The sequence below is a fragment of the Cytophagia bacterium CHB2 genome (genome assembly GCA_030263535.1).
Lineage (GTDB): Bacteria > Zhuqueibacterota > Zhuqueibacteria > Zhuqueibacterales > Zhuqueibacteraceae > Coneutiohabitans.
This window is the reverse complement of the sequence record SZPB01000065.1, coordinates 1-21,803: the sequence shown is the minus strand read 5'-3', so window position 1 is coordinate 21,803 and position 21,803 is coordinate 1. Positions and strand designations below refer to the sequence as shown.

19 protein-coding genes and 1 pseudogene are annotated in these 21,803 nt (G+C 52.2%); 9 read left to right on the top strand and 11 right to left on the bottom strand.

Annotated features, from left to right (window positions below; all coding sequences use genetic code 11):
- Positions 1 to 860: 860 nt before the first annotated feature.
- On the bottom strand, positions 861 to 1,358 hold the full coding sequence (locus FBQ85_08935) for a hypothetical protein (GenBank protein MDL1875275.1): 498 nt from the start codon (positions 1,356 to 1,358) through the stop codon (positions 861 to 863).
- A 99-nt stretch (positions 1,359 to 1,457) separates the two neighbouring features.
- On the opposite strand from FBQ85_08935, the gene FBQ85_08930 reads away from it, so the two are divergent.
- The gene (locus FBQ85_08930) at positions 1,458 to 1,814 is read left to right on the top strand and encodes a hypothetical protein (protein ID MDL1875274.1); all 357 of its coding nucleotides are present in this window, start codon (positions 1,458 to 1,460) and stop codon (positions 1,812 to 1,814) included.
- 90 nt (positions 1,815 to 1,904) lie between these two features.
- Positions 1,905 to 2,549: a hypothetical protein gene (locus FBQ85_08925; GenBank protein MDL1875273.1), complete on the top strand. Its 645-nt coding sequence runs from the start codon at positions 1,905 to 1,907 to the stop codon at positions 2,547 to 2,549.
- Between the two features lie 22 nt (positions 2,550 to 2,571).
- Here FBQ85_08925 and FBQ85_08920 read toward each other — a convergent pair whose 3' ends face one another.
- Positions 2,572 to 3,774, bottom strand: coding sequence for a P1 family peptidase (locus FBQ85_08920; GenBank protein ID MDL1875272.1), 1,203 nt, complete (start codon positions 3,772 to 3,774; stop codon positions 2,572 to 2,574).
- A 120-nt stretch (positions 3,775 to 3,894) separates the two neighbouring features.
- Between FBQ85_08920 and FBQ85_08915 the strand changes: the two genes are divergently transcribed.
- From FBQ85_08915 to FBQ85_08895, 5 genes and pseudogenes are all read left to right on the top strand, one after another.
- Positions 3,895 to 4,332, top strand: coding sequence for a PH domain-containing protein (locus tag FBQ85_08915; GenBank protein MDL1875271.1), 438 nt, complete (start codon positions 3,895 to 3,897; stop codon positions 4,330 to 4,332).
- 92 nt (positions 4,333 to 4,424) lie between these two features.
- On the top strand, positions 4,425 to 6,209 hold the full coding sequence (locus FBQ85_08910; protein ID MDL1875270.1) for a menaquinone biosynthesis decarboxylase: 1,785 nt from the start codon (positions 4,425 to 4,427) through the stop codon (positions 6,207 to 6,209).
- Positions 6,210 to 6,446: 237 nt separating this feature from the next.
- Positions 6,447 to 8,327: an aminofutalosine synthase MqnE gene (mqnE, locus tag FBQ85_08905; GenBank protein MDL1875269.1), complete on the top strand. Its 1,881-nt coding sequence runs from the start codon at positions 6,447 to 6,449 to the stop codon at positions 8,325 to 8,327.
- A 139-nt stretch (positions 8,328 to 8,466) separates the two neighbouring features.
- Positions 8,467 to 8,676 (top strand): DUF2892 domain-containing protein, encoded by a 210-nt coding sequence (locus FBQ85_08900; protein MDL1875268.1) that lies wholly within the window; start codon positions 8,467 to 8,469, stop codon positions 8,674 to 8,676.
- Between the two features lie 60 nt (positions 8,677 to 8,736).
- A pseudogene (locus FBQ85_08895) lies at positions 8,737 to 9,974 on the top strand (MFS transporter).
- Positions 9,975 to 10,485: 511 nt separating this feature from the next.
- Here the strand turns inward: FBQ85_08895 and FBQ85_08890 are convergent.
- The 5 genes from FBQ85_08890 to FBQ85_08870 form a co-directional block, all read right to left on the bottom strand.
- Positions 10,486 to 11,478, bottom strand: coding sequence for a ketoacyl-ACP synthase III (locus FBQ85_08890; GenBank protein MDL1875267.1), 993 nt, complete (start codon positions 11,476 to 11,478; stop codon positions 10,486 to 10,488).
- Positions 11,475 to 12,536, bottom strand: coding sequence for a hypothetical protein (locus tag FBQ85_08885; protein ID MDL1875266.1), 1,062 nt, complete (start codon positions 12,534 to 12,536; stop codon positions 11,475 to 11,477). Before FBQ85_08885 ends, FBQ85_08890 begins: the two co-directional genes overlap by 4 nt.
- Positions 12,537 to 13,040, bottom strand: coding sequence for a MogA/MoaB family molybdenum cofactor biosynthesis protein (locus FBQ85_08880; protein MDL1875265.1), 504 nt, complete (start codon positions 13,038 to 13,040; stop codon positions 12,537 to 12,539).
- A 107-nt stretch (positions 13,041 to 13,147) separates the two neighbouring features.
- A complete protein-coding gene (locus tag FBQ85_08875; GenBank protein MDL1875264.1) occupies positions 13,148 to 13,639 on the bottom strand; it encodes a PTS sugar transporter subunit IIA in 492 nt (163 codons plus the stop codon).
- A gap of 303 nt (positions 13,640 to 13,942) precedes the next feature.
- Positions 13,943 to 15,226, bottom strand: coding sequence for a pyrrolo-quinoline quinone (locus FBQ85_08870; protein ID MDL1875263.1), 1,284 nt, complete (start codon positions 15,224 to 15,226; stop codon positions 13,943 to 13,945).
- A 757-nt stretch (positions 15,227 to 15,983) separates the two neighbouring features.
- Between FBQ85_08870 and FBQ85_08865 the strand changes: the two genes are divergently transcribed.
- Positions 15,984 to 16,838: a rhomboid family intramembrane serine protease gene (locus FBQ85_08865; GenBank protein MDL1875262.1), complete on the top strand. Its 855-nt coding sequence runs from the start codon at positions 15,984 to 15,986 to the stop codon at positions 16,836 to 16,838.
- Between the two features lie 70 nt (positions 16,839 to 16,908).
- On the top strand, positions 16,909 to 17,451 hold the full coding sequence (locus tag FBQ85_08860) for a DUF1566 domain-containing protein (GenBank protein MDL1875261.1): 543 nt from the start codon (positions 16,909 to 16,911) through the stop codon (positions 17,449 to 17,451).
- Between the two features lie 92 nt (positions 17,452 to 17,543).
- Here the strand turns inward: FBQ85_08860 and FBQ85_08855 are convergent, their stop codons facing one another.
- The 4 genes from FBQ85_08855 to FBQ85_08840 form a co-directional block, all read right to left on the bottom strand.
- Positions 17,544 to 18,746 carry a hypothetical protein gene (locus FBQ85_08855; GenBank protein MDL1875260.1) on the bottom strand — a complete coding sequence of 401 codons (1,203 nt, stop codon included), beginning with the start codon at positions 18,744 to 18,746 and terminating at the stop codon, positions 17,544 to 17,546.
- Positions 18,743 to 19,087 (bottom strand): hypothetical protein, encoded by a 345-nt coding sequence (locus FBQ85_08850; GenBank protein MDL1875259.1) that lies wholly within the window; start codon positions 19,085 to 19,087, stop codon positions 18,743 to 18,745. Before FBQ85_08850 ends, FBQ85_08855 begins: the two co-directional genes overlap by 4 nt.
- Before the next feature lie 380 nt (positions 19,088 to 19,467).
- Positions 19,468 to 19,842, bottom strand: coding sequence for a response regulator transcription factor (locus FBQ85_08845; GenBank protein ID MDL1875258.1), 375 nt, complete (start codon positions 19,840 to 19,842; stop codon positions 19,468 to 19,470).
- Positions 19,843 to 20,095: 253 nt separating this feature from the next.
- On the bottom strand, positions 20,096 to 21,619 hold the full coding sequence (locus FBQ85_08840) for a radical SAM protein (GenBank protein ID MDL1875257.1): 1,524 nt from the start codon (positions 21,617 to 21,619) through the stop codon (positions 20,096 to 20,098).
- Positions 21,620 to 21,803 lie beyond the last annotated feature (184 nt).

Below are 21,803 nucleotides of genomic sequence, written 5' to 3'. Positions count from 1 at the left end.
TTTTTATACTGCCCAAGAGCTATTGACGAATGCTCTGATGCGCGCGGCCATCGACTATCCCGATCTTTTTCCTCCGCCGCATAATGCCGGCCGTCTCGGCAGCGCGCTCCGGCCGACACATTCATTCCATTTGCCGGAGACGGATTATGTGAGCGCCTTTGACTGGCCGTTTTTCTTGCAAGAGGTGTTCGGCGCGCTTGATACGTTGCTTCATCATACACCGCGCATGGTTTCCGTGGCGCATGCGCGCCGGTTGCTCATCCTCGCCAAATACTTGATGGCCGAATTGCACATCAAGCGCGTTGCTTACAAGCTGTTAAAACCGAATCCCATTACACCGCGCGATTTGCCGGCATTGCTGGAGGCTGCGGAATTCATCCCGGCAGAAAAAACGTTGAATGATCACTTGCGCCGGCTGGAAAAAAGTGAAATGGCCTATTCTCTGGCGGAAGATTTATTGCCCGGATTGCAAAACTTTCTCAGCATCATTCTATGTTTTTATGCCCTACCCTCGCCGGAGCTGGCGCAGTTTTATCGATTTTGGCTGGGCAAGCAGATTCCGATGGAGGGCACGCGGCCCATCGAAAAATTTTCCACCGTGGGTCGTAAGCTGGATTATTTGAAATTCATGCAAAGCCTGCCCTTGCCGGCGCAAGCCGAGGGCAAAAATAGGTTCCTCTTCGTCTCTGCCGCAGAACAATCGGAGTTGTTGGTTTATCACAACGAATTGTCGGCTTTTGACAATAGCTCTGCCGCAGCCGCGGATAATCCAACTCCCCTGGATTTTCTGGAACTACTGCAACGCATTTCTTCGGCAACGTTGTGACAACGCACTCGCCTTGTGACCACGTCCACATTTTTCAGCCGTACTTTATATGAACTTTCCCGCCTAAGAATAATATAAGAGTTACGAAACTCGACAGCGCGCCTTCTCCTCCAGTGTTCGAGTTGATATCCTCCCACTCGCTAAAATCATCGTCTTCTTCAGGCGATGTTGTTGCATATAAAAATTCAGAAGCCGGTTCTGCCTGCGCGCAATGGCGTTTCTCATGTGGCGGCAAAATTGCATGCACAATCGGGACTCTAATTCGCAACGCAATAATTCCCATGTTGGTTGTGTACATTTTTGTCAAGGAGGCTGCACTATGCGGACATCCGATCTGATCCTGTTGCTTTCGCTTCTGGATGGAAGCGAGTCGCCCTCCCCTGCCATCAGTGGAAGACGCAGCCCGCTCAGGGGGATGTGGAGGCTTCTCAAATTCGTCTTTTTCCTGTTTCTGCTGATTTGGTTTCTGCTCAGCCAGGATTTTTTTCGTGTTGAAATGAAGCCGATCTTGCACAGCAGTAACAGCGTCCATCCCGCAGCGACGCGCTAAGCTATTCACGTTGTTTAATCGGGCACTTTGCCAGGGAGCATTATGTTCTTGGACCTCTTTCCCTCAAATCGAGAGCATGAGGTGGAACTGCTTCTGACGCTGAAGGCAAAATTGTATGATGGGTCCATACTCACCATGCACGCTGAGGATACACCGCTGACCTTCAAAACGGCTACCGGCAAATCGAAAATTGCGCTGCGCAACGTCGTGAGCATGAAGAATATCTCGCACGTTGTGACGCTGCGCGAAAACCTATGGGCCAACCGTTTTGAAATCGAAATCATTAATGGCGGCAAGTTGATCGGCGTGCCGAAATCGCCGCGAGCCATTCATCTTTGCAACAATGGCGCCTTCTATACGCGGGGCGGGCTACAGTTGTGGGAGATTGACTGGCTTGAAGTCGAGCGATCACACCCCAAAAATTTTACCAACTGCTGAAAGACTTCCTCCCCTCATGTTGAGACCGCGAAATTCCGCGCCAGGCCGGCGCGGGTTTCGTGGTCTTGTCAGACTTCAGGAGTCATGATCATGGCGCAAAGCATTCTCCTGCAAGAACACGGCAATCTGCGGCAGGAATTGCATAATTTAAAAAGCTGCCAAATCACGTTCTTTAGCCTGGCCATCACGTCAACAGGGTTACTGTTGGGGCTGGGCAGCCATTTTATTTCCGAGCGCGTGCCGGCCTCGCTCATTTTCCTCTCGCCGCTGGTTATCATTCTGCCGTGCTGGTGCATTTTCTTTGATAAGGCGACGACCATTACCCGCATCGTCGGGTACTACAGAGTTCTGGAACAAATGATCATTTGCAGCACCAATCCCGCTCCAAACTATATCGGCTGGGAATCCGCGCTCGCAAAAGTTCGCGACGACCCCGCACGCGGCAAAGCCGCGATCCTGCTCTCGCACACGTATTGGATCATAAGCTGGTTTACTTTCGGAACGCTGGCGGCGCTTTGTCTCACCATTAGTTGTGTGACTTTTTACGCCGGCCTGCAGAAATACCCCATTCTCACACAGAATATCGTCTCCCCCTCCATTGTGCTGGCATTCGTGCTTTCGTTTATTGCTTTTGGGTATACGAGTTACCTGGCGTATCACTTATCGCTGGGCAAACATTCGTATAATCACCACGAGCTGCGGTGGCGCGAAATACTCAGAGTTGATCGGCCGTAGTCGTTTCATTGCGAATTGATAATTAATGATCCTCCGCAATCCCCGACAATCTTTTCTTCATATTCAAAACGCGATACTGCTCCAAAATCTTGATCGTCTTCTCGATCGGCAACTCCTCCAGCTCATGTCCGTCTCTCCCCGAAACGGTTGTCGCCGTGAACATCGAATTATAAACCGCTTCTTCCGTTGCTTCCACCACCGCGAGAAACAGCGGCGACATGGCATCGTTGTGCAGCTCTGGCACAACCTGCGTGCGCGCCTCCGGCAGTTGATGCGGAATGCGATAGGCGGTCGAAAATGCGATGACATAATCGCCGCTGCCATTGGCCATGAAACTGCCGGTGCGCGCCAGTCCCAGCACCGCGCGCTTCGCCAGCCGCTTGAGATTGCGCGGCGACAGCGGCGCATCGGTCGCAACCACGATCATGCACGAACCGTCATCTTGCGGCTTCGCGACGCGCTGGCTCAAATAAAATTTGCCCAACTCGCGGCCTACCGGCGCACCGTTGATGGTGAGGATGCCGCCAAAATTCGATTGCACCAACACGCCAATCGTATAACCTCCGAAATCTTTTGGCAGTTTGCGTGAGGAAGTTCCAATCCCGCCTTTGAAGCCTAAACATTGTGTGCCGGCGCCCGCGCCGACATTACCTTCGCTCACTGCGCCAGGCGTGGCGGTTCGCAGCGCTTGCAAGACATGTTCTTCCTGCACGTGCATGCCGCGAATATCATTCAGCCAGCCGTCATTCGTCTCGCCAACAACGGCGTTCACCGACATTGCCCCTTCATTCCCGGGCAGCGAGAGCGTGTATTTCACCAGCGCTTGCATGGCAACCGGCACGCTCAAGGTGTTGGTCAAGGCGATCGGCGTTTCCAGCGTGCCCAATTCTTCCACCTGCGTGGAGCCTGCCAGCTTGCCGAAGGCGTTGCCGCAATAAATCGCGGCCGGAACTTTTTCTTGAAAGAAGTTGCCGCTGTGCGGCATGATCACGGTCACGCCGGTGCGAACCGAGTCGCCTTGCCCAAGGGTGTGATGCCCGACTTTGACGCCGGCAACATCAGTAATCGCATTCAATGGCCCGGCGGGCAAAATACCAACCTCAACGCCGGCTTCGCGCGCTCGTGGGCGATTCGAGCTTTGTTCTGCCGCGATTAAAACGCCGGCAGTGATAACCGCGAACAAAATCACAACGGCGAAGGGATTCCCGCCAATCAACTGAAACATATGCTTCCTCCTGGGTTCGACAAGTTCACTAACGTTGCATGAGTGATTTCCAGCTTGCAGGTTGCTCGACTTTTTTGCATCTTTGTAACAAATAAAATCTGCGAGAATAGCGGAACTCAAATGATCTACCGTACACGCCCGGCTTGGCGCCGGCAATGGGGCGCGATGTTCATTGCGCTTATTTTTGTGGCCGGCATTTTGGCGGTGCTTTATGAGGCTTACACCTCCCACGACACCGCCAATTTGAGCACCTCGCTCTACTTATTTCTCGCACCGCTTGTGGTGATCGGCGTGATTATGTTATACCGGCATTTTGCATGGCGGTTTACAGTGGAGCACGGAAATATTGAAAGCCGGCATGGCTATATTGCGCGCGAAATCAAATCCGTGCGCGTCGATGACGTGCGCAGCATCAACGTCACGCAGACGTTCTTGCAGCGGTTGCTGGGCATTGGCAACATCGAATTTGGCAGCTCCGGAACCGCAGGTATCGAGGTGGTCTTCGAGGATGTGGCCGATCCCATGAGCGTCAAGGAAAAAATTCAACAAATGATATAACCCTTGTCCACCCGCCAATACCGCTGTCCGTTGAATTTTGTCGATAAAAGATAACACAATGGCGGAAAGAGTCAACGCGCAGGACCAGCATTATGCCCTTTCAAACTCTCGGCGATTTTGCCCGCCATCTGGAATCCCTCGGCGAGTTGCATCGCGTCAAAACCGAAGTCGATCCGGAATTGGAGATCACGGAAATTGCCGTGCGCGCGCTGCTGGAAAAACGCCCGGCGCTGCTCTTTGAAAACGTCAAAGGCGCAAAATTTCCGCTCGCCATCAATTTGCTCGCGAGCGAGCGCCGCATCGAATTGGCGCTCGGCAAGCATCCTGACGAGCTTGGCGAGGAGTTGATTCATTTCGCGGAAGCGGCGATGCCGCCGAAGCCGAGATTGATCTTCGATCATTGGCCGATGGTGAAACGCTTTCTCGCGGCGCGGCCCAAGCGAGGCAGCAACGCGCTCTCGCAGCAGGTCGTTGCCGAACCGCAGCTCTCGCATTTGCCCATTCAAAAATGCTGGCCGGAGGACGGCGGCCGTTTCATCACGCTCGGCCAAGTATTCACCTACGATCCGCGCGACGGCAAGCGCAACGTCGGCATGTACCGCATGCAAATTTATGATGAACGCACCACCGGCATGCACTGGCAAATTCAAAAAGGCGGCGGGTTTCACTATTATCAAGCACAAAAACTCGATCGTGAGTTTGAGATTGCCGTGGCCCTGGGCACGGATCCCGCATTGTTGTTGGCAACGATTGCGGCGTTGCCGGAAGGCATCGATGAAGTCATGTTCGCGGGATTTCTGCGCAGTGCAGCAGTACCGATGACGCGCGGCAAGTCAATATCAATAGCTGTGCCGGCGCATGCCGAATTCATTCTCGAAGGAGTCGTGCCGCTCAACGAGACGCGCCTCGAAGGGCCATTCGGCGATCATTTTGGCCATTATTCGCATGCCGCCGATTTCCCGGTTTTTCATATCAAAAAAATCACGCATCGCCGTGAAGCGATTTATCCCTGCACGGTGGTCGGCAAACCGCCGATGGAAGATAAATTCATCGGCGACGCGACGCAGCAGATTCTCGGCCCGCTGGCGCGCTTGATTCACAAAGAGATCAAAAGCGTGTGGGCTTATTATGAGGCCGGCTTTCACAATTTGCTGGTCGTTTCCGTCGAGCAGCGTTATCAGAAAGAAGCGATGAAATCCGCGCTGGGCTTGATGGGCACGGATCAACTCTCATTGACGAAATGCATCGTACTGGTTTCCGATCATGTGAATGTGCGCGACTGGAAATCGGTTTTGCGCGAGATCAAAATGAATTTCGATCCGCATTATGATTTTGTGATGATTCCCAAAGTGCCGCTCGACACGCTGGATTTCACCTCTTTCAAAATGAATCTCGGCAGCAAAATGATTTTGGATGCGACGGTGAAGGCGAGACGGGGGCACGGGGAGAGCGGCAGAACCGGGGAAAGGGAGAAGCTGGAAAATGTTTTGGCGCGGTTGCCGCGGGAATATCCCGCGCTTAAAGAAGCCCGCCTTGATGATGAAACACTAATGCTGGTGAAGGTTGCCAGTGAAGGCCGGAAGATCGTTGAAAGCCTAGTCAAAATTCCGGAGTTGAGCGGATTAAAAATTATTGCCGCCGTGAGCGAAGATGTTGATTTGCACTCTCAAGAGAGCTACATTTGGGGCGTGTTCACGCGCTTTGATGCGGAACGCGACGTCATCTTCAGCGAACAGTCGTTGATCGGCATCAGCCCGATTTATCGCGGGGTGATGGGCATCGATGCGACCTGGAAGCCCGGCTATCCCGGCCCGCTGGTCATGCCAGGAGAGATTCGCGAAAAAGTCGATAAGAGATGGGAGGAATATTGGCGATGAGAGCAACGCCGTTTTGATCTGCAAAAAATGTTGAATTCAAATTTGTTGCAGGCATTTTCAGAAACAAAATTTTTTGCCACTGATCTACACGGATTTCTGAGATTTCTTAAAGGAAACTTTTCTTAGATATACAGAACAATCAGTGAGAATCCGTGCTTATCCGTGGCTAAAGAAAAAGTATCCGGTAGTGAGAATACCGGATAGCAGTTGAATTGATTAACGAGAGAAGAATCAATCATGTCATTCATGTCTGAAATCAAATTCCACGACAAGAAACTCCTACCCATTTGGGAGAAAATCCAAGCCGGCGAGCGCCTTGCGCTGGAAGACGGTGTCACCATGCTGCAAAGCGATGATCTGCTCGCGCTGGGCAAAATGGCGCATGCAGTGCAGCGCGAAAAAAGCGGCGACGCGGTTTACTTCGTTGTCAATCGCCAGGTCAATCCCACCAACATCTGCGTACTGTCATGCAAATTTTGCGATTTTGCCGTGAAGATGAAAGATGAGCGCGCCTATGCCATGACCATGGAACAGGTTCTTGGCAAGCTCAATCACGATCTGCATGAAGTCCACATTGTCGGCGGCTTGCATCCGGACTGGCCGTGGGAATTCTATCTCGACATGATGCGGCAAATCAAAGCAAATTTCCCAAAAATCGATATCAAGGCCTGGACCGCGGTCGAGATCGATTTCTTCTCCAAGAAATTCAAGCTCTCAATTCACGAGGTTTTGCGCCAACTCAAGGAAGCCGGCTTATGCACCATGCCCGGCGGGGGCGCAGAAGTTTTTTCGGAGCGCGTGCGGCGGCGGCTGTTCAACCAAAAAATCGGTGAAAAGCGCTGGCGCGAAGTGCATCGTGCGGCGCACGAGCTGGGCATCCCGACGAACGCGACCATGCTCTACGGCCACATCGAAACGCTGGAGGAGCGCGTCATGCACTTGATCAAAATGCGCGAGCAACAGGATGAGTCGCACGGGTTTCTGACCTTCATTCCGCTGGCCTATCAGCCGGGCAACAACGGCGTGGTCGATCGCTATACTTCGGCAGTCGACGATCTCAAAACCATTGCCGTGTCCCGCCTCATGCTTGACAATTTCCCGCACATCAAAGCGTATTGGATCATGCTCACGGCTGAAGTCGCGCCCATCGCGCTGCACTTTGGCGCGGATGACATGGATGGCACGGTGGGCGAAGAACGCATTGCGCACGCGGCCCATGCCACCAGCCCGGTAACGCTGGCCAAAGAGCATATCATCAACCTGATTCGCAGCGGTGGAAAGATTCCGGTGGAGCGCGACATCCTCTACAATCCCATCGCCGTGCACGCGCCACATGCGATCGGCAAAATTCCTTATCTGAATTGTGTGCCATTTTATCGCGAGTTCGAGCCGCTGCGCGTCAAGCAAGTGCCGATGTCGCCCAATCAAATGGGGCGTTTGGCGCAACACAAGTTCATCGAAGGCGGCCCGCTTTCGTTAATGGATTATTTTCGCGTCGAAAAAGACTATGAGATGCTGAATTACGGTATTGCGGTAAAAGATCTCGCGCGCAGCGTCATTTTATACTCCAATTTCAAGTGGCGTGAGCTGGAAGGCAAGCATATCGGCGTCACCGCGTATACCTCGACTTCAATTGAATTGCTCAGAGTTATTCTGCAGCACAAATACGGTGTGAGGGCACAGCTCGAGCGTTTGCATACCGTTTTTCAAGCACAAGAAGCCGGCCGCTTCGATGCCGCGCTCGTCATTGGCGACGAGGCTTTGCGGCGTGCGCAGTCCGGCCTGGCAGGCTTTCAACATGTTTATGATCTCGGCCATGAATGGCACGAGTGGACCGGCCTGCCGTTCGTCTTCGCGGTGTGGGCGATTCAGCGCGGCATTGAACAACAACATCGTACCGAGTTGATCGCTGAACTCGAACGCGCCGCGATTAGCGCCGATCAACGCCATCCCGGGTTGGGGCAGACTCATGGCAAACGCCTTGGCCTCACCCAGGCGGAAGTGCATGCTTATTTCGACGGCTTTTTGTATCGCCTGGGCGCGCGCGAGCATGAGGCAATTCAAAAATTTCGAGAATACCTGACGGTACATGAGCCGAATGCTTTGCCAATTGGATAAGAACACTTGCGCTTCACGCCGTCATTCTTTTTTGAATACTGTTGTGATTCCGGCTCCTTGCCGGACGCTGGTAGCGCCGGCAATCGTTTGCCAGGAGCTGGTTTTCTCAAAGTTTTTTTAATATTACCGGAGGTCATTTATGAAGCCCAATGTCGGTTCCCTCGACAAAGCCGTGCGGCTGGTTCTGGCGCTGGTTTTCTTTAGCCTTTATTTTGTGCTCGACGGCAATCTGCGTTTTCTGTCCCTGATCGGATTGATTCCGCTGCTTACCACGCTGGTGTCCTGGTGCCCGCTGTACGCGCTTTTCGGTTTAAATACGTGCGCCGTAAAAAAGGTCGGCAAAGCCTGACAGATTTCCGAGGTTCATGCGCAGGCCGTGCGGTAAGCATACGGAAAAGGGATTGCGGTAATGCACGATAACAACATTGCTCTCGGCCTGCGCGCAAACTGGCGCCAATTCACGCTGTTGGTCCTGATCAACGGCTTTGTTGGCGCCTTGGTGGGCTTGGAGCGCACGGTTGTTCCGTTGATTGCTGAAAAAGATTTTGGGCTGGTCTCAAAATCGTTAGTCCTCTCCTTTTTGGTCAGCTTCGGCGTTGTCAAGGCGCTGGCCAATTTGCTGGCCGGCCGTTGGTCGGATCACGACGGCCGCAAGCCCATCCTCATACTCGGCTGGTTGATCGGCCTGCCGGTTCCCCTGCTCATTATTTTTGCGCCAAGTTGGAATTGGATCGTTTTCGCGAATGTCCTGCTGGGCATCAATCAAGGCCTATGCTGGTCAACCACCATCATCATGAAGATTGACTTAGTGGGCCCGCAACAACGCGGCTTGGCGATGGGTTTGAACGAGTTTGCCGGCTATCTTGCGGTTTCGCTTACGGCCTTGGCGACCGGCTATTTGGCGGCAACGTACGGTTTGCGCCCGGCGCCGTTTTACCCGGTGTTATCTTTGTGGTGCTCAGCTTGCTGTTTTCGATTTTTTTCGTGCGCGAGACGCAAGCTCATGTTCAGCAGGAAGAGCAGTTGGCTGCAGCCAATCTCCCCCAGGAACAGAAACCATCTTTTGCCGAAATCCTTCTGCTCACAAGCTGGAAGGATCGCGCGCTTTTCTCAGCCAGCCAGGCCGGCTTGATCAACAATCTCAATGACGGCGTGGTGTGGGGATTAATTCCCATTTTTCTTGTCGGAGCAGGCTTGTCGCTGGCTCAGATCGGCATTGTTGCTGCGGTTTATCCCGGAGTATGGGGCATCAGCCAGCTTGCCACCGGAGTCCTTAGTGATCGTTGGGGAAGAAAGGGAATGATCGTTGCCGGCATGTTCGTGCAAGCTGTGGGCATAGGCTTGTTTGTCATCGGCAAGAGTTATGCGACATGGCTTGCCGGCGCGACGCTCTTGGGGTTGGGCACGGCGTTGGTTTATCCCACGTTGTTGGCGGTGATTTCAGATGTCGCAGCGCCGTCATGGCGCGCTTCAGCAGTCGGGGTTTATCGTTTGTGGCGGGATGGAGGGTATGCCGTAGGCGCGCTCGCGGACTTTTTTAACATGACAACCGCCATTGCCGTAGTTGGGGGCTTGACTTTCTTGTCCGGTGTAATTGTCGCGGGAGTGATGTATGAGACCTTGCCCGAGAAACGGCTGAAGAGATAAAAGGGCCATCGCATCAACGTCTGCGAATTGGGATCGAGATTTCTGCCGTCACTCCGGCACAGCGTTTTCGCCGATTGAATTTGACAAAATTATTCAGCCACGGTCCGCCGTGGCTGAATAATTTCGGACTATCGCTTTTGTTGATCTAAATTCCTCGGTGGAGCATGCGCGTGTGGCAGCCTATTCTCGCGCCGGGGTATTGGGTGTTTTCACATAGACCTCATGAAGCGCCAGCTCACAACCAACGCTTTCCAGCTTCACCACATCATCAAGATTCTGATATTCGGAGTACAACCACGTCCTGTCGCTCTGTCGCACGAATTGCTCGACGCGAACCGCATCGGGAGTGATCAAGATTTATTCTGCCAGTGATTCGATGAACTGATAGTGCTGAAACTTTCTGCCGCGATCATAAGCCTCGGTTGAGTTGCCATGACAAATCCTCCGTGCTGCTCGATTCCTGCAATTCTCCCAAACAAATAGACCCTCCGCGAGGCTTACTTGCCTCAAATCACCACCGCATCGCAGCGCTCGCCCAGGTAAAGCCGCTGCCGAATGAAGCCAAAACCACGATATCGTTCTCCTTGATCTTGCCCTGTTCCAGCGCTTCATCGAGCGCAATCGGAATCGAGGCTGCCGTGGTGTTGCCGTAGCGTTGAATATTGCTGAAGACTTTTTCCGGCGGCAGCCCCAGGCGTTCGGTCACCGCTTCCGTGATGCGCAAATTCGCCTGGTGAGGAATGACGAGCGCGACTTGATCGAGCGTGAGTTGATTTTTCTCCAAAGCTTCCAAGATGACTTTGGGGAATTTTGTGATAGCATGCTTGAACACTTCGCGGCCGTTCATTTGCGGAAAGCAAGAACCATCGGTGAGTATGCCGTCATACAAACGCGGAATTTTGCGGCTGCCGGGATTCTCTGCCCAGAGTTCTTCCGCATAACGTCCGTCAGCATGCAAATGCGTCGACAACAGGCCGCGTCCATTCTCGCTTGCCTCCAGCACCACGGCGCCTGCGCCATCGCCGAACAGCACGGCAATATGCCGCCCGCGCTCGTTATACTCCAAACCCGTCGAATGTATTTCCGCGCCCACCAGCAGGATGCGTTGGTATTGCCCCGCGCGAATGAACGCATCGGCGACCGACAGGCCGTAAACGAAACCGGTGCATTGTGTGCGCACATCGAGCGCGCCAATGCCGGGCACGCCGAGCTTGCGTTGCAACAAGCAGCCCGAGCCGGGAAACATATAATCCGGGCTGAGCGTGGCAAAGATGATGAAATCAATATCGCCCGGTTGCAAGCCGGCGCGGTCGAGCGCGATCTTCGCCGCTTCGTAGCCGAGATCGGATACGCCGATTTCTTTATCGACAAAATGCCGTTGTTGGATGCCGGTGCGTTCACGTATCCATTCATCACTCGTGGGCACAAGCTTGGTCATATCATCATTCGTCATGACTTTTTCCGGCACGTAGCGGCCGGTGCTGATAATACGGGATCGTATCATGATGTTCTCCTCTCAACGCCAATTGGTTCGGATGGTTTAGGCTCGACAAAGCGCGCAAAGATTTTGGGATAGAGCACGCGCGTGGCGATGGCATAGGCAACGAAAATGTACAGCCCGCCGATGATCAAATCAACGATATAATGTTGATTCAAATAAACCGCTGAAAACCACACGCCCAGCGGATAAATCATCATCAAGCCAAGATAGCGCCGGAATTTTTTATAAGCGAAGAAAATTATCACGATCGGATAGGCGCCGTGCAACGACGGAATCGCGGCAAAGTGATTGGCGTTAAACGAATCCCACAAGGTCGTGAAGAACTTCACGCCGAGAAGGCGGTCGATATCGATCATGCGCCCGGCGCTGGTTCCCCAAAAACTGGAATTCGGTTCAGGCTGGCCGAAGCCGTAATTGTACACGTACCACGGCGGCGCCGCCGGATAAAGCATGAAGGTGGTGAGCGCCAGTAAATTGAGTGTGGCAAGGGTATAGACGAATTTATAGAACATCGGGCGATCGTTGGTGGTATGCCAGAAAATCCAGCCGAGCACCAGCGGCAGGGCAAAGTGCATGATGTAGAAATTCCCGGTGAGCAAGTCGATCGCCGCTTTCAGCCAGCGCAAATCCGCATCAAAACGCAATTTTTGAATATCGAATGGCGGCATCTCCACGCCCGGCAGCCACCCGAAAAACCAGTGTTCGAGGCGATACGGCTCGACGACGTGAATCGTGCCGCGCACCGTGTCGGCAATGCCGCGCATCATGTCATATGCCACCCAGAATAAAATGAACGGCAGCCAATCGATGAGAAAACGCTTGGCGCGTTCCTTGCCGAGTACGAACGCAAATACCACCAACGCAAAAAATAAATGATCGGGACGGACGCGAATGAGCTGGCTGATGAGAATGAGATAGATCAGCACACCGAGGAAGATATACCATTTCCAGCGCTGATCGGGATGCTGCAAATGCTCGCGCCACTGCGCCCAGCGGGAAGGGGGGTTATCGGAAGAAGGCGAATAGTTGTGATCAGCAGGCGGCGGCAACAGCCTCTCCATTTAATGATTAAATTGATGTTCGTCGTCGCGCACCTGGCCCTCGCGCAGCAATTTCAAGGCATGCGGCAAAACCGGCAGCACGACTTCCAAATTCTCCCGTGCGCCTTTGGGGCTGCCGGGAAGGTTGATAATCAGCGTGCGGCCGCGCACACCGGCTACAGCGCGGGAGAGCATGGCGTAGGGTGTTTTTGCCAGGCTGGCGGCGCGCATGGCTTCTTCAATGCCGGGCACGCGTTGATCGATGACGGCAAGCGTCGCATCCGGTGTGACATCGCGACTGCCCAGCCCGGTGCCGCCGGTCGTTAAAATCAAATCGGCCTGCTCATCGTCAGTCAAATGAATCAGTTTCTCCACGAGTTGCGCGGCCTCATCCGCCAGCACGGTTAGCTCGAAAACGGGCAAACCGGCTTGCGCGAGCATGTCACAAATAATGCGGCCGCTTTCATCCGCACGCACGCCGCTGGCGGCGCGATCGCTCAAGGTAACAACGGCGATTTTGTAAATTATCGTGCTCATGGGTATGACAATAAAAAGATTTCAGCCTCGCTCACCTCTTGCGGCTGCCGTTGTCGTGCGCGCGATTGCCATGCCGATTGCGTGAGAAAGAAGGTTTAATTGAGAGGTGTATCGAATTCGTCGAACAGTTTTAGGATTTCTTTTGGGGAGGAGGCGGTGAGGAGTTTATCGCGAAATTCGCTGCGACGCAGCAGGCGGCATAGTCGCGCGAGAATTTGTAAATACTGATTGACTTCGTCTTTTGGCGTGCCCATCATAAAAATAAGCTGCACGCCGTCATTGCGCGTTTGGGTGAACGAGATGCTTTGGTTGGTACGCGCAAACGCGATAATTGGTTTTTTGACGCACAGGGTGCGCGTGTGTGGCAGCGCTATCCCTCTCCCGATGCAAGTAGGCTCAATATTCTCTCTTGCGATGACTTCGTTCAAGAAGGTGGCCGGCTCGGCGATGACGTTTTGCTTCGCCATCCTTGCGACCATGGTCTTGAACGCGTGATATTTGTCATCGGCGTCAAGATCGAGAAAGATCAAATTCTCCGACAAATAATCGGACAATTGCACGGGGAAGACTCCAAAGTCCATTTTCATTCGGCAAATGGTTACTTACTTTGTCGTCCTGATATTAACCCTCTTTCCCCAGGGCTTTGCCCAAGATACTTTCCTCACTCCGGCATATATCGTTGGGGATGATTTTAATGTCGTTCTCTCTCCTGCGCGTGATTCGCCGGCGATACTTCCGCCGCTCCTTTGATTTTTCCGGTGAAATATAGCGCTGTGCTGCATAAGAGTCAACTACTTTGTCAACGCTTACATGATCGCAATCGTTGCCGTCGCTTTGGTACTCGTCATCTTGCGCGAGGTAATCGTCCGGCTCTCACAATCAGGCCGCGGCTATTTTTGCGCAATGGCATAAAGCGCTTTGTAGCTGCGCAGGTAAATGACGCCGTTTGCCGGCGCAAGTGAAGCCGAGACGCGCTCCTCGATGGTATTTTGTGCCAGTTTTTCGAATTTTTTTCCAGCCTTCACCACCGTGGTCACGCCGTCCGTCGCCATCAAATAAATTTTGCCGTCGGCGTAAACCGGCGAGGCACGATGCCGCTGATTGTGCGTGCGCTCGAGATAATACTGTTCGCCGGTTTTGGCGTCCAAACAAATCAGCACGCCGTTCTCGCGGCACAGATACACCAGGCCGTCATGCACCAACGGCGAGGGCACATCCGGCGTGTTTTCTGTCAAGCGCCAATGATAGTCGGATTTGTTTTGGGTGATGTCGCCCGTGGCGTTGGCAGGATTCAAGCCGAGTACCGGCCCATTTTTCGCAGACGGCACCACGATCAATCCGGAAGACGCCACCGGCGAGGCTACAAAGCGAAAAAACGGATTATAATTTTGTTTATTATTCAAGCCGCCGCAGCGCCACAATTCGCGGCCATCTTTGAGATCGTGCGCCACAACATAATCCGATCCGTGCGTCAACAAAAATTCCTGTTTGCCGAAGCGATACAAAAAGGGGGTGGCATAGGAATGCAGCGACTCTTCGGTTGCATCGGTTTTGCGCGTATGTTTCCAAATTTCGCGGCCGGTGTTTTTATCAAGCGCGAGCACGAGTTGTTCGTTGGTATGCAATAATTGCAGATACAGCCGGTCGCCGTCCAACAACGGCGACGATGACATGCCGTGATACATGCTGAAGGGCTGATAACGTTTCTGCAAATCAAAGCGCCAAATTTCATTGCCCTCGAAATCGAAACAAGCCAGAATGCCCGTGCCGAATTTCACCCAAACGTATTTGCCATCGGTCGAGGGCGAGGGCGAAGCGGCATTGCTCTCATCTTGCCGAATCTCGTAATTTCCGCTGCCCAGTGTTTTCTGCCACAGGATTTTCCCGTCGGTATTCAAGCTCATCAACACCAGAGAAGAGCCGCTGGTGGCCGTCAAAAAGATGCGATCCCGCCAAATGATCGGCGTCGAAGGCGCCGGGCCGGGAAGCTCGACGCGCCATTTGATGTTCTCGGTTTTGCTCCAGCTTGCCGGCAAGCCGGTTTCCGTGCTGGTGCCGTCATTGCGTGGTCCACGCCAGCGCGGCCAATCCTCAGCCTGCGCTTTCGTTATGAAATTGCTGAAGGGAATGAGACAGCCAAAAGAAAACAGCCAGAATTTTGACAGTGAACGCATCGTCGCCACCCTTTTTGGTTGTTCCGCTTGAATAGTCTATGAAATATTCCACGCCGCAATATATACAAGAAATTTCCCGAAGCAATACCATTGAAGAAGACAATTGTGGGGAGGAATTGTTCAACTGGCTTCGACGGAGATCGGTCATTTTTCTAAAAAAAGCACACATGGCGTAGGGTTCTGAATCCCAAATCGCCAACTTCCTAGACGCGCGTTTTGAGCAGGCGAATTGATTTTCACAAATCTTGTAGACTTGTATCTTCGAATCATTGCGCACAAAATTAAAGATGGTTCTCAATTTACTGGTCCCGTAACGAATGCGAAAAGGGCTCGACAATTGACCGGACTCACCGCGGAACAAAACAGATTCTCAAAGAATCCGTCAGCATCGTGGACAAACAAGATGTCTAATTCGCAGCCAGCCGTCTCGATCCGCTAAGGTTGCGCGGCCATGGGTTTAACAGCGCCTGTCAAATTATTCTTATCCTGCGGCTGTCGCAGACGGGTAATCATTCGCAAACCTGTCTGGAACCTTCGTCCGGTTTTGAGGAGCCACTGCTCCAAAAAACGCTTGCATAAATAGAGAACAAGGGTTAGACTTCGCCGTGTGAACAGATTTTCCAGGCTTGAAGAGGGTGAGTGATGGCGTTTTGGTGATCCCCCGGGTTTTGAAATTAGATGCGGCCCCATCTGCAAACCGGCTTTCCTGTTCGCAAAATCACATTGTGCACGAATGGTTTTCATGTGAAAGGCTAAAATGGCAGAACAAGAATTGCGCGCGATCATTTGCCCGAATTGCGGCAAACTCGTCAGCGCCAGAGCCGAGACGTGCGTCTATTGCGGCTACAAAAATCCCGGCTTGTGGGGCGTTGGGCCAAAGCTTCGCCAACTTTTTCAAAATTTCGGATTCACACAAATCGTCACAACGGTTTGTGTCGCATTGTATGTGTTGGCCTTGTTGTTGAATCCGAGCGCGATATTTCGCCCACGCGGCGGCGGCCTCATCAGCATGCTGCTCGGCTTTCTCTCGCCAGACGGCGCCATACTTGACAGGATGGGCATGACTGGCCTGGCTGCCATTCTCGACGGGCGTTGGTGGACGCTCATCACCGCGATTTATTTGCACGGTTCGTTGCCGCACATCTTTTTCAACTTATTGTGGCTGCGGCAGCTTGCGCCGCCGGTGGAAGAATTGTTTGGCGTGAGCCGTTTGATTGTGATTTTCACTGTATCTGGCGCTCTCGGTTTTGTTGTCTCTTTTATCGTCGGCATTCCCTACACCGTAGGCGCGTCTGGCTCGATTTTTGGACTGTTGGGTGCATTGGTTTATTATGGCCGCAGTCGCGGCGGCACATTTGGCCAGGGTGTTTATAGTCAAGCGATGCAATTTGCCGTTATGATGTTTGTCTTCGGCTTTTTCATGGGCGGGATCGTCAACAACTGGGCGCACGGCGGCGGTTTTGTGGGCGGCTATCTCGCTGCGATGTTGCTGGGCTATTCCGAGAGACAGAAAGAGAATAATCGCATTCAACTTTGGGGAATTGTCGCGCTCGGCGCAACCGCGGTTGCGTTTCTATTTGCGCTGTGGCGGGTCTTATCGGCGTTATTTTGAAAGTCGTTCAGCAGGGCTATAGCAACAGCACACGCGCCCAGGCGGGCTATATTTTTTAAATAGAGCTTCTTTGCTAAGCTATTTTGGCATATATTACCCCTGCACGATCCACAGTATCACCTTTTTTTACCAGCGCAGCCGCGCGGGCACAGGAAAAATTATGCGCGTAGAGAATAGCTCGACCAAGACTCAAGGCAAGATCAAAAAAATCCGGGGGACGAATAGATTTGTAGCGAGGATTTTGCGCCGAGACGAAGTTGTGATTGACCGCAGGACCGGGCTAATGTGGCAGCAATCTAGCTCCACTCAAGCGATGGCCTACCCTATGGCCATGACCTGGGTTCACTATTTGAATAAGTGTGGGTTTGCCGGTTTCACCGATTGGCGGTTGCCCACGCTGGAAGAAGCCTTGACGCTGTTGCAGGATTCTCCCAGCAGTGCAGGGCTGTATATCGACCCGATTTTCAATGCCAAGCAGAGATTGTGGATGTGGACCTCGGAAAGAGGGAATGCGGACTTAGCGTGGTATGTCAATTTTAATTATGGCTACAGCCAATTGAACTGCATCAAGTCCAGCCACAATTATGTTTTCGCGGTGAGGTCACGCGCGTAGTTCCAGCCTCTGGAGATTGGGTTACAACAGCTCGGCTTGTTACTCAAAGCCGCGACGCAGTTCCCCGCCTCCGCCCACCATGCACCAAGAGATCAAGCGGCCATTTTTCTTATAACTACCGCGGTAACATCATCCTGCCACTTCGTTTGATTTCCAAACGCAAAGACGGTTTGGTAAATTACCTCGAGAATCTTTTGTGCGCTACTCTTTTGATGTTCAACAATCAGGTTTTCCAAGCGTGTGAGCCCGAATTCTTCATCTGCGTGGTTACGCCGCTCCAACAAACCGTCACTATACATCACTAAAACGGCGCCTGGTGAGAAGTGTATGAAGGCGCGTTGCAGCGAGATTTCAGGCATCGCGCCGAGAATCGTGCCTGTCGCGTCGAGCTGTTTGACCTGTGCGCCCTGCACGAGCAGCGGCGGCGGATGTCCGGCATTGACATAAAAAATATTGCCGTTGCTTTCGATCTCTCCATAAAACAGTGAGACAAAACGGGTGGACAAGGTGCTGCGGTGAATGACACGATTGAGCTTTTGCATCGCCTCGGCCATTTTCATTTCTTTTTCCACGCCCATGCGCAAGCCGGTCACCACATCACGCACCAGCAGGGCTGCCGGCAGTCCGTGTCCGCTGGCATCTCCCACCGCCGCGCTGAAGCTTTCCTGGCCGAACACTGAAAAATCAAAAAAATCACCACCCACTTCTTCCGCGGGTTGTGAACGCCCGGCGGTTTCGTAGCCCGCAATGTGGGGCGGGCTGTTCGGTAAAAGGCTCTGTTGGATCATTGCGGCCTGCTGCATGGCGTTCGTCATTGCGTCGGCTTGCAGTCGAAAGTTCAACAACGCCCGCACCGCATTCAGGCAAAACTCCACTTCCTCCCGCACCCAGCCACTGGTGAGCGCGAAGACAAAAATCCACCGGCGGTCCGCGTTCCGTATCAGAAATGCTGCCGGCGTCGTGTATTCACGTTGCAAGCTGGCATGCTTATTAATGTTCAGCAACGGATCGTTATAAATATAGCTGCCATTGCTGACCACCAATTGCACGGTTTCAGCGTCCAAAACCGCCATCTTTTCACGATAAGCAGACTCTTGCTGGTGCGGAGCCGTTTTTAAGACGAACTGGTCGTGCACCTCCGCATAGAGACGGCCGTGCGTGAGGTGTAAGTCTTTGGCAAAGGAATTTTCCAATTTCGTCAAAACGGAAAAGAGAAAATGATCTTTTGATCTTCTCTCGTCAATATCCGCCAGCAACGCCGCGAGCTTGCGATAAAGATCTTTGGGCTGAATCAAGCGATCACTTTTCCGTAGTAGTGTCCGGCGCTGGCCGATCTCACTGGTGTAGGTGCGAGCGCATGAACCTTAATCGCGCCCTCAACCATGACGAATTTGGGGCAGATCATCTGGAGCATGGTTTTCACGTTCATGAGCATATTGTTCAAAGCCTCCAACGAGGCGCCGCTCGCGATAATCTTGCCGATGTATTCGTCGTCATCGATCTGCATCACTTGGAGAAAGTCGGGATTCTTTTCGTTGAAGAACGGCTTCATGGTGGAATTGCTGCCATCAAGCTGGTCACGCAGCCGGTCATTGACTTTCAAACCCACAAAAATCGTGTTGCCTTGACTTTGCATATTCTCCTCTAGGCTACTTCTTCAGGGACTTGAGGTTGCACGGAAATCGTCACGACTTGATGTTCAAGCTCGAAGCGAAAATTGATTTTCGCTATTTCCAATAGGCGCAGTTGACAGATCCAGCAAATGTGGTATTTGTACGGCTCATAGGGTAAATCCACCGGTCGTTGCACTTCGTGCAGATAGCACTTGGTTCTAGTTGCTCGTGTTGTGATTGGCATGGAATGATCTCCAGTTGTTATGAACACTCAAGGTTTGGCTGTTAAAAAGTCGTTATAACTCTGACCAGGCTGGGAGGCCTGGGTAAACGTGATTCTGTTGCGACTGGTGCCGCGGCGCTGTGTAAACGGCAAACGCACTTCGGCGTCACCTCATTCCTTTTATTTATCCGTGATCGCGGGCCGGGACTCCCGGATGGCGTCAAGAATAGATTGCTCGCAAGGCTCGTCGATACGTTTCTTGCCCGCCCCAGATTCATACAAAAAGGCGATTTCACCGTGTACCGACAACGTCACGATTTTCAACCGGGGATATTCTGCCAGCAAGTGGCGGCATATTGGGGGTTCCTCCTCGGAATCGAGCGGCGTGACGATGACCACATCCACTTTTGCTGCTCGGGCAGCAAACAAGAGCTCGATTGGGTCAAGCACTTCGCCCACCACTTCCATATCCGGCTGGTGAGTAATGAAGTTTCTGACCACATCAGACAGCATCTTGGGCCGGCTCGCCAACAGCACTTTGATTTTCGCGTGCATAGTTTTCTTTCTGAACAACTGCATCCGTCTGAAAGTCTGGATAGAGTTTCTTCAGACGGCGGAGTCTTATCTGCAACTCAACATCATCAATATCGCTAAGTTAAAGCAGGAATACAATAGATATGTGGGTTCAAAGAAGGTCTATCCATAGGACTATGTCAAAGGTGGACCCTGATTGGCTTTTCGAGATGAAAGTACCAGTACTCATATGTAAAAGTACTCGTACTTCTGGCGGATATTATACAAACTTCGGCTATGCTTCCAAAACCCGATTGAACAGAGATGAATCGATATTCACCTTAGTCAGCAGTTTTTCATGCACCGTCACGGTGATGCGATCGCCGTGCCGCGAAAGCCGGTTCAATAATCGATTCAAATAGAGAAGATGGCTCTCATGAAGCTCTTCGATATGCAGGGTTATGGATGAAGTCGTGCCTTTCAGCAGCTTTTCGAGGTGACGGCCAGCGCGCTTAAAGAATGTCTTGTCCAAAAATCCTTTGAATGAAATTGAGAGATTCGCAGCGGCATTTTTTATCTGGTTGTGAGAAATTTCCAAAACGCCGTGCTGGAGATAACGCTGAAAGGCTCTCTCGATTGACCGCAAATAGCCATGCGCCAAGCGATTGGCCTGGTCAAACTCCTGCACAAAGTGGCGTGTGACATAATCCCGCATCGAAAGCCCGATGATCCAATCTTGGATAACCAGCGGGATGAGCCTCGGTTTGAAATAAGGTATGGAACGAAAGAAGTGGAACATCCGAGTGAAGCCACCCGGCATGAGTCCGTGCACAAAAAACTTTCTTAGAATCCTCAATAAATTGTCTGAAGAGCTTTTCACGCTGTAAACAGGATTGGCGAAGTGCCGGGTCTTATTTTTAATCCGCTCTGCAATATTGCGAGGATGAACCAGGCGATCATAAAGGTCGCGATACCCGCGAATCATCTCTTCATAGGCCATTTGTTTGGGAATGATATTCGTGCCCAACTTGGTATTGTCTGCATGATTTGCATGAAGAATCAGCCGGGCTTCTGCTTTCAGCCGATCATACAGAGGCGTTTTCGGTACAGCCGTGAGCAGTCCAACCATTGCCACTTGAATTTCCGACTGCGTGATAAAATCACGTTGTTTGTCGAACGTCGCCATCGTGTCGTTATCAAAACCGACGATGAAGCCGCCATAGATATCAATGCCATAGGAATAAATTTTCCGGATGGAAGAAAGTATATCGCTGCGGGTGTTCTGAAATTTCTTTGTTTCCTTCAGGCTTTCTGCATCCGGAGATTCAATGCCGATGAAAACCCATTTGAAATTTGCCTCCCGAAAAAGCGCCAGCAACTCATCATCTTCCGCCATGTTCAATGACGCCTCGGTGCCAAAACTAAACCGATAATCATGTTTGTGTTGGTATTCTTTGAGAAACTTCAACAACTCTTTGGCAAGAGGTTTATTCCCGATCAGGTTGTCATCAACAAAGAAGGGGTTGTGAACATTGAGTTGCCGGAGCAGGTCCAATTCTTTGCCGACCTGTTTCAGCGATTTCGTGCGGGGTTTACGCCCGAACATCACGATGATATCGCAAAATTCACAACGGAAGGGGCACCCTCGGGAAAATTGCAGGCTCACAGACCGGTATTTCTGCAAATCCAACAGATCAAACCGTGGAACGGGAGAATCGGTGAGATCGACCATGCCGCTTTCCTGGTAAAGTCGTTTCGGGGTGTTGTTCTGGAAGTCCTGGCAAAACTGTTTCCAAATATACTCAGCTTCGCCGGCCACGACCGTGTTTGCGAGCGGCTCATACAATTCCGGGCACAACGAGGCATAGCTTCCTCCGGCAACGACAAAGTAGCCTTTCTTCTTATACTGTAGTTTGGCAAAAATCAGTTCTTAGACATAGCCAGGTATTGGCTTTGGAAGCTTCCAGGCATTATATTTGTTGTCAACAGATCAATCTCGGAGA